At 37.5% G+C, this 12,089-nt stretch carries 11 protein-coding genes; 7 read left to right on the plus strand and 4 right to left on the minus strand.

All coding sequences use genetic code 11. The features are described 5' to 3' along the window. Positions 1-69 precede the first annotated feature (69 nt). From idi to AC6F75_RS08240, 5 genes are read left to right on the plus strand one after another with little or no spacing between them, the layout of a single operon-like run. Positions 70-594 carry an isopentenyl-diphosphate Delta-isomerase gene (gene idi / locus AC6F75_RS08220; protein ID WP_500714522.1) on the plus strand — a complete coding sequence of 175 codons (525 nt, stop codon included), beginning with the start codon at positions 70-72 and terminating at the stop codon, positions 592-594. Further along, positions 585-995 (plus strand): 6-carboxytetrahydropterin synthase, encoded by a 411-nt coding sequence (locus tag AC6F75_RS08225; RefSeq protein ID WP_500714523.1) that lies wholly within the window; start codon positions 585-587, stop codon positions 993-995. The genes idi and AC6F75_RS08225 overlap by 10 nt, the downstream gene beginning before the upstream one ends. A 1-nt stretch (position 996) precedes the next feature. Further along, the gene (locus tag AC6F75_RS08230) at positions 997-1,455 is read left to right on the plus strand and encodes a redoxin domain-containing protein (RefSeq protein WP_500714524.1); all 459 of its coding nucleotides are present in this window, start codon (positions 997-999) and stop codon (positions 1,453-1,455) included. Next, positions 1,455-2,417 carry a type I phosphomannose isomerase catalytic subunit gene (locus AC6F75_RS08235; RefSeq protein WP_500714525.1) on the plus strand — a complete coding sequence of 321 codons (963 nt, stop codon included), beginning with the start codon at positions 1,455-1,457 and terminating at the stop codon, positions 2,415-2,417. The genes AC6F75_RS08230 and AC6F75_RS08235 overlap by 1 nt, the downstream gene beginning before the upstream one ends. A gap of 44 nt (positions 2,418-2,461) precedes the next feature. Beyond that, positions 2,462-2,728, plus strand: coding sequence for a hypothetical protein (locus AC6F75_RS08240; RefSeq protein ID WP_500714526.1), 267 nt, complete (start codon positions 2,462-2,464; stop codon positions 2,726-2,728). Between the two features lie 39 nt (positions 2,729-2,767). Here AC6F75_RS08240 and AC6F75_RS08245 read toward each other — a convergent pair whose 3' ends face one another. From AC6F75_RS08245 to AC6F75_RS08255, 3 genes are all read right to left on the minus strand, one after another. After that, positions 2,768-3,478: a DUF4369 domain-containing protein gene (locus AC6F75_RS08245; protein WP_500714527.1), complete on the minus strand. Its 711-nt coding sequence runs from the start codon at positions 3,476-3,478 to the stop codon at positions 2,768-2,770. Between the two features lie 72 nt (positions 3,479-3,550). Then, positions 3,551-5,233, minus strand: coding sequence for an AbgT family transporter (locus tag AC6F75_RS08250; protein ID WP_500714528.1), 1,683 nt, complete (start codon positions 5,231-5,233; stop codon positions 3,551-3,553). A gap of 146 nt (positions 5,234-5,379) precedes the next feature. Beyond that, the gene (locus AC6F75_RS08255) at positions 5,380-7,854 is read right to left on the minus strand and encodes a TonB-dependent receptor domain-containing protein (RefSeq protein ID WP_500714529.1); all 2,475 of its coding nucleotides are present in this window, start codon (positions 7,852-7,854) and stop codon (positions 5,380-5,382) included. Positions 7,855-8,171: 317 nt separating this feature from the next. Here AC6F75_RS08255 and AC6F75_RS08260 point away from each other — a divergent pair, with 317 nt between their 5' ends. Then, entirely contained in the window at positions 8,172-8,534 is a 363-nt protein-coding gene (locus tag AC6F75_RS08260; protein WP_500714530.1) for a CoA-binding protein, read from the plus strand. Here the strand turns inward: AC6F75_RS08260 and AC6F75_RS08265 are convergent. Continuing rightward, positions 8,505-10,007, minus strand: a complete 1,503-nt coding sequence (locus AC6F75_RS08265; RefSeq protein WP_500714531.1) for a sodium:solute symporter family transporter — start codon at positions 10,005-10,007, stop codon at positions 8,505-8,507. The genes AC6F75_RS08260 and AC6F75_RS08265 overlap by 30 nt on opposite strands. Positions 10,008-10,090: 83 nt before the next feature. Between AC6F75_RS08265 and AC6F75_RS08270 the strand changes: the two genes are divergently transcribed. Next, a partial coding sequence (locus AC6F75_RS08270) for a VPS10 domain-containing protein (RefSeq protein ID WP_500714532.1) occupies positions 10,091-12,089 on the plus strand: 1,999 nt, incomplete at its 3' end.

The raw sequence follows: 12,089 nt of genomic DNA on the forward strand, positions 1-12,089 counted from the left end.
TTCAGTTAATGAGGCGCTTTTTTATTGCAACTATCACCCTATTTTGTACTTTTGGTAAAAAAGTAAGCTATGACTGAGGAAATGGTTGTCCTTGTCGATGAAAATGACGAAAAAATTGGCTTAATGCCAAAACAGGAAGCCCACGAGAAAGCACTGCTTCACAGGGCTTTTTCAGTTTTTATATTCAATGACAAAAAAGAGCTGATGCTCCAGCAAAGGGCTTTTGACAAGTACCATTCACCCGGACTTTGGACCAATACTTGCTGCAGTCACCAGCGTGACGGTGAGTCAAACATTGAAGCCGGAAAACGTCGGTTGAATGAAGAAATGGGTTTTGAATCTGAACTAAAAGAAACCATTTCATTTATTTACAAAGCCCCGTTTGACAATGGTTTAACCGAACACGAATTCGACCATATATTGATAGGGCTTTATAACGATATCCCAAATTTAAACCCCGACGAAGTAGCAAACTGGAAGTGGATGTCAATTGAAGATATCAAAAAAGATATTTCCAATAACCCGGATAATTACACAGCATGGTTTAAAATAATTTTTGATAAATTTTATCCCCATTTGCAGTCATGGCTATAACGGTTTACAGAAAAGCACATTTCAACGCTGCGCATCGCTTGTTTCGAAAAGACTGGAGCGATGAAAAAAACTCTGAAGTTTTCGGAAAATGCAGCTACCCCAATTTTCACGGGCACAACTACGAATTAATTGTTGGCCTTACCGGCGAAATAGACCCCGAAACCGGCTACCTGATCGACTTGAAAATCCTGAAAGACATCATCTATGAAGAGGTTGAAATACCTTTTGACCATAAAAACCTCAATGTTGATGTGCCCGAGTTTAAAGATTTAAATCCAACTGTTGAAAACATAGCAGTGGTTATTTGGAACAAACTCAGAAAACGACTGCATCAAAAGTTTGAAATCACGGTAACCCTCTATGAAACCCCCAGAAACTTTGTAACCTATTCAGGTAAATAATATGAGTTTAAACATTGGTGATACTATTCCCGATTTTAATTTGACTGACCAAAACGGTGAAGTTTTTGACATCAACACTGTCAAAGGTAAGAGCAATCTTGTGATTTATTTCTACCCCAAAAACTTTACGGCCGGCTGCACCAAAGAAGCGTGTGGCTTTAGGGACAGTTATGAAGATTTCAAGGAACTTGGTGCAGAAGTGATAGGAATAAGTGCAGACTCAAAAAAATCACACGGGCGTTTTGCTGAAAAACACCAACTGCCTTTTACTTTACTGTCTGATTCCAAAGGCACTGTAAAAAGAAAATTTGGCGTAAAAAACAACCTTTTCGGACTGATTCCCGGAAGGGAAACTTTTGTTGTAGATAAAAAAGGAATTGTTATTTTTACTTTCATTTCAATGAATGCTGAACAACACATCAAAGAAGCACTCAAGGTCATAAAGCAACAAGCAGATTGATGAAACTACCCCTATATCCCATAAAGTTTACACCCATATTAAAAGAAAAAGTCTGGGGTGGACAAAAACTTAAAACCATTTTAAGTAAAAATATAGCTGCTGAAAATGTTGGTGAAAGCTGGGAAATATCAGGGGTGGAAAACAACATTACTGTTGTTGAAAACGGAACTCTAAAAGGAAATTCAATTATTGATTTAATCCAGGATTATTCAACAGAATTACTTGGAGTAAAAATATTTGAAACCTTCGGTAATCAATTTCCATTATTGTTTAAATTTATTGATGCAAAAGATACCCTTTCAGTACAATTACACCCAAATGATGAGCTAGCAAAAAAACGCCACAACTCCTTCGGTAAAACTGAAATGTGGTACATCATTCAGTCAGATAAAAATGCGGAATTGATTTTAGGGTTCAATCAAAAAATTGATAAAAAATCTTATTTAAAAGCCATTGAAAGCAACAAAATACAGGAGATTCTTCACAAAGAAAAAGTAAAGCCCGGCGATGCTTTTTTTATCGAACCCGGATTGGTTCACGCCATTGGGGCAGGGGTATTGCTGGCTGAAATTCAGCAAACATCTGATGTGACCTATCGTATTTATGATTGGAACCGACCTGATGTTGACGGCAATATGAGAGAACTTCACCTCGATTTGGCTATTGATGCCATTGATTTCAACCCTTTGAAAAACTTCAGGTTGAATACTGTAAATGAGCAATTAATTCAAACACCCTATTTTTCGGTGAATAAAGTGAATGCTGAAGAGAATGCTTTTAGAGAGCTGAAAACAATTGATTCTTTTGTGGTGTATATGTGTGTTTTAGGTGAAACCGAAATTAATTGTGGAGGCGTGCCTGAAAAATTAAATTTGGGCGAAACTGTTTTGATTCCGGCAGTAGCAGAAGCGGTTCATTTTCAAAAGGGTTCGGCAAAACTTTTGGAAATATTTGTGCCCTGAAACTAATTAAAGTGTTAATTTTGCAGCCAAATTAATTTTTAGTTATGGCAAGTGTAAAAAATTTAAAGAAAGACATAAACTATGTTTTGGGTGACATTATTGAAGCCGTTTATGTTTGGGAATTGACCAATTCTGATAAAGATCCTAAAAAGTCTGAAAAAATCATCGATGAAGCTATTGCTGTTTTTGATGATTTGATGGAAAAAGTAAACAAAAAAGATGTTGAGGACAAAAAGCAACACTTCAAAGGTATTAGTAAAGAACTTGAAGAAAAAGCAATAAAATTGATCGATAAAGTGAATGCACTTTAAAACTAAAAGCCCCCCACGTTCATTTGGGGGGCTTTTTTATTAATTGGTCTCTAAGACTCTACGTTCTTTAATGTAATTTTTAAGTTGCTTGCCATAAGTTGAACTTTGCACCTTGGGCGTTAACGCGTTGTATATGGTGTCCAGATATTTTAGATTGGCATCAAATATTTCGCTTAAAGCAAGATAAGGTGCCACTTCATACTCTTTTTGATTGATTGCAAAATTGATAGTGGCAATATACCTGCTTTTTATCAAAGATTCATATTGCTGGTTGATATCCATTTTTTTTGTTTCATTACCATCGCGATCTGCCTCAATATTTTCTACATATAGCTCCAGACCCCTGTCGTGATAACGTTTCATAATTCTCTGATATTCCAAATATTTATCATGATTTACAGAGCCTGAAATTTTAGCGTCGTTCTCAAAGTCATTTAATGTCGTGTTAATAGTTACGGTTCCGGGTTCGGCAAAAAACTCGATACCATCATCAACGATTGTGTTATCAGTTTTTCTAAGGAAAAGATAAAGTACTTCGGGACTTTCCAGGTTCAAATTAAAAACAAAACCAGATTTGCCACTCATCACCAACGAATCTAAGGTAACCATAGTTGAGTCATTCAACTTTTCAAGATATAAAGTGCCTTTTTTCAGGCCTCTTATATCTCCTGTAATTGTTGTGTTTTTTTCTTCTTTTGCACAGGCAAGTACTAAAAAAAGAATTGCAAAAATTGATAAGAATTTTGTCATAAATTTTGGTATAATCAAGGGCGTAAATATCTTGAAATCTGAATCAACATGCACATCTATTTTACATAAAAATTATTGTGCAGCTTGTTCCAATACATAATATGTAGGGGCTCCCGGGCCAACAGGCATTTCAAGTACAAATACCCATAGGTAAAACAGCAGCATCCAACCAATGTAGAACAATATACTGTATGGCAGCATCATACTAATGATAGTTCCAATTCCCACATCCTTTTTGTATTTCGCCGCAAAGGCAAGTATCAACCCAAAATAACTCATCATGGGTGTTATTATGTTTGTTACCGAGTCGCCAATTCTGTATGCCGCCTGAATCACTTCAGGACTGTAGCCCACATACATCAGCATAGGGACAAAAATGGGGGCTGTAACGGCCCATTGAGCAGATGCAGAGCCCAGCATCAGATTAACTGTTGCTGAAACGGCAATAAACCCTATAAAAACTTCCGGGCCTGTAAGCCCAATTGTGGTTAGAAATTCTGCTCCTTTTACTGCAAATATTTGTCCCAGATTACTCCAGCCGAAAAATGCCACAAACTGGGCTGCAAAAAACACGATTACGATATATAACCCCAGTGTTGACATGGCGTTTGCCATTCCGTCAATCACGCCTTTTTCACCTTTCATGCTTCCGGTTATTTTTCCGTAAACAAATCCGGGAATTAAGAAAAAGATAAAAATAAAAGTTACTATACCCCTGAAAAATGGCGAGTTTAATATTTCACCGGTTTCGGGGTTTCTCAAAACACCATTTTCGGGTATGATTGTCAAGGCAAGTAGAGCCAATATAATTACCACCGCTATACCCGTGATTTTTAACCCTTTGATTTCTACAGGTGTTAATGGGGTCATTAAGGATTGATCAGACAAATCTTCTGAGGCTTCTTTAGCGTTGTATTTCCCAAGTTTAGGCTCAACGATGTAAAGAGTAACAAAAGCACCCACAAAGGTGATTAAAAACGTGCTTATAAACATAAAGTAATAGTTCACAGCAGCATGTACTTCATAATCAGGGTCAATCAGGTTTGCAGCTTCTTGTGTTAAGCCGGCAAGTAAGGGGTCAATGGTGCCAATCAATAAATTGGCACTATATCCACCGGAAACACAAGCAAAAGCACAAGCTAAACCGGCAAGTGGATGCCTGCCCATTGAATAGAAAATAACTGCTGCAAGCGGCACAAGTACAACATACCCCATTTCAGAAGCCGTGTTTGAAATTACGGCAGCAAAACAGATGGCGATGGTGACTAGATTTTTAGGGTTTAAAACAAAATTAATGGGTTTTAATAGGAATGCTTTTACGCCTTTTCCTGTGTTTAACGGTCTAAACGAAGCCGCTTTTAAAACCAATCCTCTAATCAAAGCACTAATAAGTCCTGAACGTTCAGCAACACCTACTCCCAGCAACGCTACCAACACAACTCCAAGCGGTGCAAAGCTGGTAAAGTTGGTCACCAGATTGGCAACAATACGCCTGAATCCTTCACCGTTTAAAAGGCTCACGGGTTCAATAATTCCTCCCGGGGCTCTTCCCGGAGATCCTTCAGGTCTTGGGTCAAGAGCGGTCCATCCCAACCAATCTGCCACACCGCTTAAAACCACAACACTCAATGCAAAAATGGCAAAAAGTGTTACCGGGTGGGGGAGTAGGTTGCCTAACCATTCAACAAAATCGAGAAAACGTGTAAAAAAATTCTTTTTTTGGGGAGCTTCAGAAGCAGGGTTTGAATTTGACATAGTTGTATTTTAGCAAATCAGTTCAGAATAAAAAGGAGCGTACAAAAAAGAAATGAAACTTTTTTGTACGCAACCTAGACTTTGCTAAAATATAAAATTATACTGAATATGAAATTGAAACTTTACTGAATTCCTCAAGCAAGGTCTTAAAAGAATCCACCACCACCTTCAGCTTCGTTTGCATCTCTTTGTCTTCTGGACAATGCACGGTAGTTGTTGCCCCCAAAACGGTAGTTGATTCCCACAAAAACGGTTTGACTTTCCCAGTTCCAGTTGCCCTCCATTCTATAGGGTCTTTCACTGTCAAAACGGGCTTTCATGGTATCAAAGATGTCATTGACGTTAACAGATATTGTTCCGTTTTCAACAAAATTGTAACGCATTCCCAAGTTGACCATGCCCATGGGTTTTGATTTAAATTGAATACTATTTGAAGGGCCTCTATAAAGACCGAAGGCAGAGAATGAGAGTTTATCGTTTACTTTAAAGTTGTTGAATATGCGACCATTGTACATGATATTATCCACGGTAACTGTTTCCCTTACAATGTCATCTATTGTAGCTTCACTTGAAGGAACTGTCAAACGCTCAGCAATGCTTTTTTGTGTTCTTGAAAATACATCAACACTCGTGTTAATTGTCCACCAATTTGTAGGTCTTACGTTTGCTGAAGCCTCAATTCCATAAGCAGTTGAATTGTCAAAATTATCTGAACTCATTATAATGCGGTTTAGGTCATCTCTATCGATGAATAAAAACTGATTGATTTCATCTTGAATAATTCTATAGAAAACCCCGGCAGTGATGCTGCCTTTTTCAAGACGCCTGGTGTAGTTTGCCTCTATGGAGTTTGTAAATTGGGGTTGTAAATCGGGATTTCCAAACTGTGATGCTAAGGGTGTTGTCCATTCCGGTAACGGGTTTAATTGATTTGGATTGGGCCTGTCCACACGTCTGCTGTAACTCACTTGATAAGTTCCTTTTTCTGTTGGCGAATAGGTAAAAAAGGCAGAAGGATATATTTCAAAATAATCATTGCTGAACCTTAGCCTATTCTGTAAATCTGAATCAAGTTCTGTCTCTATGGCAATACCTATTTCTTCTACTTTTTCTGCCCGTACTCCTATTTGATAGGTCCATTTTTCAAATTTATTGCCAAAGGTGGCATAAGCAGAGTAGATGTCTCTCGTAAAATCATAGTTTGTAGAAGTGGGAATAAAATCACCGTCAGCATTTTGAGAGCGGGCATCTGAAAAATAATCTGTGGCAGAATTTAGTAGTCGTGCTTCGAGGCCCAATTCCAGTTTTGCAGATTCAGTCAAAGGGTTTACATAATCCAGGTTGACGATGGATTGCTCTCTGTTCACATCTGTTTCTTCCAGATAATTCGGTCTAAAAATATTACCTGCAAAGGTGTTGTTGTTTTGTGAATTCGACTCATAGATGTTATGGTCAGCCTCAAGTTCAATGGTATGACCTTCCTTATCAAATTCAAGTTTGTAGGATAAGTTGTATTGTTGTGAATAATTTTCTTCTCCCGCATCAAACCTTTGAGTAATATCAAGCGCGGGATTGTTTAAATTTGAAATAAACGTATCGCCAAAAATGTCACCTTCATAAATGTTTTGATTTGTGAAAATTGATAAGGTGTTTTTATCATTGATATAGATATCAAGTCCAACCTTATACAATTGAGAATAATTTCTGAACAATAAATCAAATTCTTGAGTGATATATTCATCTATTCTCGTAAATGAACCGAAGTTTTCCCTTCTTGAAATATTATTGCTGAAATTCCCATAAAAATTAAATTTACCGGTTCTGTAATTCAGGTTGAGTGAGCTGTTAAATTTGGGTTCAATTTGATAGCTTAAACCAACATTAATACTTCCGTTAAAACCAATGGTTACATTTTTGTGAAGGATAATGTTGATGATACCGCTCATTCCTTCAGGGTTATATTTTGCTGAAGGGTTGGTGATTAACTCAATTTGCTTGATGGCATTTGAGGGTATTTGTTTCAGTAATTGTGCAACTGGTACATTTGAAATTTTCCCATCAACCATCACGGTGACATTTTCATTACCTCTAAAACTCAATGCGCCTGATTGTTCATCAACACTCACAGAAGGTAAATTGTTCATAATGTCTGAAGCAGTAGGGCCGGCAGTAATAAGGTCTCTACCCACATTGATTACCCTGCGGTCAACCCGTTGCTCAATAGTTGAAACTTCAGCAACAACAACAACCTCATTCAAGCTTTCAATATCCTCTTCAAGTGCAATTGTGCCTAGATTAATTGTAGTATTGTTTGGTGTAATTTCAACTTCTCTGGTGTAAGGTTTAAACCCGATGTATTGAATTTTTACGTTATAGGTTCCTAGGGCCAAATTATTGACTTTAAAATAACCTTCACCGTCTGTGATGCCACCGGTTAAGGTTTCTCCGGCCTTGTTTTCGATAATTACAGTCACATAAGGTAAAGGTTCATTAAGTTTAGAGTCAATGACTATTCCTTGAACATTTCCTAAATTTTCAAAAGTAACTGCTGTTTCATTCGCAATGATTTGATTGTTAAATGATGCGATAAAGAACAATGTCAGAATAAATAGTTTTTTCATTTTTTGATTGATTTTGATGATTAACTGGTTTTACAAAATACCTTGTTATGCCTAATTACTTGATGAGAGCAAACATGGATTTTCAACGAGATATTTCCTTTTAGACTAATCATTTTTACATTTGTTACAAAAACCCATAAATTTTAACAAAATAAAACCCGGAGCCAAAGGCCCCGAGTTTTTCTTTACTACACGAATTAACACTAACCATCAACGCAAATTTTATGTAGTAAAAAGATGAAAAAGACTATTTCTTATTTTAAAGACGAATGTTAATGTGTAGTGTTACAATCAATTTAATTTTTTAACTTTATAAAATGAAGAAAAAAACATTAGTTATAGGAGCAAGTACAAATCCGTCGCGATATTCTTTTTTGGCTATCAACAAGTTAGTTGAAAATGACCACCCGGTCGTGGCTGTGGGTTTAAAGGAAGGCATTGTTAGTGGAGTCGAAATTTTAACAGACAAACCTCAATTTGATGCAATTGATACGATCACTTTGTACCTCAATTCAAAAAATCAAGAGGAATATTATGATTACATTCTTAATTTAAATCCTAAACGGGTGATTTTTAATCCCGGCACAGAAAACCCGGAGCTTTATTCAATCCTTCAAAAAAATAATATTGAAGTGGAGGTTGCCTGTACGTTAGTCCTTCTTGGCACGAATCAATATTAATCCGATGAAAGTTAATAGCCCGTTTATTATTAACACTTCAAAACCAAATGTGTAATATAACTCTTTTGCAAGTTCTCCAGACTTAACCCAGGTAAGTGATTCTGTATAAAAAACATAAATTTGAGAGGATAAACTGATAAGTATAGTTAAAATAGGGGAAAGGATAGCGACCACAGGAACCCATTTGTCTTTTACTTTCCATTTAGTAAACAAACCAAACGCATACAAGCCTAATAATGGTCCATAAGTAAAACCAGCAAAATAAAACAATCGCTCAATCACACTTTCATCCTGAATGATATACTCAAAAATCAGCATAGTAACTATAAAAACCAAAGCGACTGCTTTATGGACTTGTTTTCTTATTTTTTCCTGTCTTTCCTGAGTATATTTCTTTTCAATGTCTAAAATATCAATGCAAAATGAAGTGGTAAGCGACGTCAAAGTGCCATCTGCACTTGAAAATGCCGCAGCAATGAGCCCCAAACAGAAAAATACGGCCATCACCATTCCCAACCCTGATTGTGTTGCTATCACAGGAAATAAAAGGTCAGGTCTGTCAACTTGTATGTTGTTTTGCTGCGCAAATGAAATTAGTAAAAGACCTAGTACAAGAAATACAAGATTGACCAAAACAAGCACTATGGTAAACCAAAACATATTTTTTTGAGCATCCTTAAGCGTTTTACAAGTCAGGTTTTTTTGCATCATATCCTGGTCAAGGCCTGTCATTACAATGGTTATAAAAGCACCGGCTAAAAACTGTTTCCAGAAAAAGTTGGCACTTTTATAATCGTCAAAAAAGAACATTTTTGAGAGTTCGCTTTCGCTTACATAACCAATCAAATCAGACCCCGCAATTCCTAAACTGTTTGACAAATAGTAGATTGCTATTCCCGCTGAAGTAAGCATAAACAAGGTTTGCAGGGTATCTGTCCAAACAATGGTTTTAATCCCGCTTTTAAACGTATAAAGCCAGATAAACAAAATGGTTACCGATACAGTCGCCCAAAACGGAAAACCTGCAGCATCAAAAATTAAGGTCTGGAAAACAACCGCCACCAGATAAAGCCTGAAACTCGAACCTATTAACCTTGAAAGTAAAAAAAACGACGCTCCTGTTTTATAGGAAACATCGCCAAACCTGCCTTCGAGATAGGTATAAATAGAAGTGAGATTGAGCCTGTAATACAGCGGAAGTAATACCAACCCTACAACGGCATAGCCCAAAATATAACCCAATACCACCTGATAATAACCAAACTGTGAAGCCTCCACCCATCCCGGAACCGAGATAAAAGTCACTCCGCTGAGTGATGCACCAATCATCCCAAAAGCAACCAAATACCAAGGTGATTTTCTGGAGGCTTTAAAAAACTCGTTATTACTGCCGTCTTTTTTGGTTAAATAGGAAATGAAAAGTAAAACAGCAAAATAGGCTAAAATCAAAAAAAGGATATGGCTGGGTTGCATAGCAAATTTTATAGAGGTCATAAAAGTACAAATTATCAGTTCTTATGGGAATTAATTTTTTAATTTTGGAAAAAAATTTCAAAATGATAAGATTTCTGAAAGGTCCGCTTTATTCTCTTTTATTATTTTTCTTTACTAATTTGTTAAGTGCCCAGCCTGAATATGTGTTGATGATTGATACCGGCACATATAAGGTTGAAGAAGTCCAGCAAAGTGCTGAAACCTGGTTTGATGATAAACCCCAAGGTCGTGGTTCAGGGTTCAAGCAATACAAACGATGGGAATATATGGCCTTAAGGATGATGAATGAAGAGGGCTACCTGAAATCTTCAGAGTTTTATATAGAAGAATTGCAACGTTTTAATGCGGCTCTAAACCTACACGCAAACAATCGCTCCATGCTTAATGACAACTGGGTTGAAATGGGCCCGGTGAGTTGGAATGCCACCTCGGGATGGAACCCCGGAGTGGGAAGAATCACCGCATTTTCAATTGATGAATCCAATGAAGATCATATCATTGTGGGTGCACAAACAGGAGGTGTCTGGAGATCAACAGACGGTGGGCAAAACTGGGAACCCTTGCTCGATTATTTTTCCAATATGTATGTGTATTCCACAGCTATGATGCCCGGTAACCCAAATACCTATTTTTTCGGATCAACCTCTGGCAGAATTTATAAATCTACAGATGCCGGTGCCACCTGGTCAAACATTGGAGTTGCAGGCAGTTCACAAATTAATAAAATTGTAATTCACCCAAACAACCCCGATTTAATGTTTGCCAGTTCTGAAAATTCCGGCCTTTATAGATCTGTAAACGGCGGTTTAAACTGGACAAGTGTGGTTTCAGACAACAGGGGTTTTGACATTGAATTCAAACCCGGCGATTTAAACACAGTGTATGTTTCTGGAAACTTTTTCCATAAATCAACTGATGGGGGAACCACTTTTTCAACGATTGGCGGTTTTGATAATACCGGACCAAAAATGATTGCTGTTTCTGAAGATAATCCCAATGTGGTATATGTAGTGGAAGCAAGCGGTAGGATGTTTGGAGCCTTATACAAATCAACTGATAGTGGTAATTCCTTGTTAAAATTAAATCACTCCGGCATGAATTATTTTGGTTACAGCCTCACAGGTCAGGACGATCTTGGGCAAGCCCCGAGAGATATGGATATTGTTGTAAACCCAAACAATGTGGATGAGGTTCATATTGCAGGAATTCACACATGGAAATCGCTTGATGGAGGCGTTTCTTTTGTGCCTACATCACATTGGATACCAAGCACTGCAGCCAACAACAATATTGGTTACAACCATGCTGACGTGGACATTATGCAGTTTTACGGCAACACTTTATACACCGGTACAGACGGAGGTATTTTTAAAGCAACAAACACCACCAACCTGAACAGCAATTATTACACTGATATTACTGAAGGTTTGGGAATCCGTCAGTTTTATAAAATTGGGGTTTCACAAACAGATCCTGTTGTGATTTCAGCAGGCTCTCAGGACAACGGCACCTCTTTTTACACAGTGACTGATGGCTGGAGAGACTGGCTGGGTGCTGATGGTATGGAAACCTTTATCGACAAAAACAATAATAATATAATGTATGGCACCTCCCAAATGGGGTATCTTTACAGAACTGCCAATGGGGGATTGTCTTATAATGGATTAAACTCCAATGCGCCGGGAAACTGGGTGACGCCTTTTGAACAAGACCCCATTGTGAATAACAGAATCTATGTGGGCTACTCAAGGGTTTACAGATCAAACAATGGAGGTGCATCCTGGGTGTCCATCTCACAGGATTTTGGAGAAAACCTGAATCATTTGAAAATTGCAAAATCCGATAATAATGTGATGTATGCTTCAAGACAAAACCAACTGTTTAGAACAACAACCGGAGATGGAACTTGGCAACAATTGACCGGTTTTGACGGATACATTAATTCTATAGCCATTCACCCATCTAATCCGGACAAAATAGCAATTGCAACCACAAGTTCGTTGAAAGTTTATGTTTCTGATAATGGTGGACAGACCTGGACCAATTACAGGTTAAACCTTC

It is taken from the genome of Planktosalinus sp. (genome assembly GCF_059864935.1).

Coding starts and splice junctions, on each gene's coding strand:
- AC6F75_RS08230 (WP_500714524.1), top strand. CDS start 997: ATGAGTTTAAACATTGGTGATACTATTCCCGATTTTAATTTGACTGAC.
- AC6F75_RS08245 (WP_500714527.1), bottom strand. CDS start 3,478: ATGACAAAATTCTTATCAATTTTTGCAATTCTTTTTTTAGTACTTGCC.
- AC6F75_RS08260 (WP_500714530.1), top strand. CDS start 8,172: ATGAAGAAAAAAACATTAGTTATAGGAGCAAGTACAAATCCGTCGCGA.
- AC6F75_RS08240 (WP_500714526.1), top strand. CDS start 2,462: ATGGCAAGTGTAAAAAATTTAAAGAAAGACATAAACTATGTTTTGGGT.
- AC6F75_RS08225 (WP_500714523.1), top strand. CDS start 585: ATGGCTATAACGGTTTACAGAAAAGCACATTTCAACGCTGCGCATCGC.
- idi (WP_500714522.1), top strand. CDS start 70: ATGACTGAGGAAATGGTTGTCCTTGTCGATGAAAATGACGAAAAAATT.
- AC6F75_RS08235 (WP_500714525.1), top strand. CDS start 1,455: ATGAAACTACCCCTATATCCCATAAAGTTTACACCCATATTAAAAGAA.
- AC6F75_RS08255 (WP_500714529.1), bottom strand. CDS start 7,854: ATGAAAAAACTATTTATTCTGACATTGTTCTTTATCGCATCATTTAAC.
- AC6F75_RS08265 (WP_500714531.1), bottom strand. CDS start 10,007: ATGCAACCCAGCCATATCCTTTTTTTGATTTTAGCCTATTTTGCTGTT.
- AC6F75_RS08250 (WP_500714528.1), bottom strand. CDS start 5,233: ATGTCAAATTCAAACCCTGCTTCTGAAGCTCCCCAAAAAAAGAATTTT.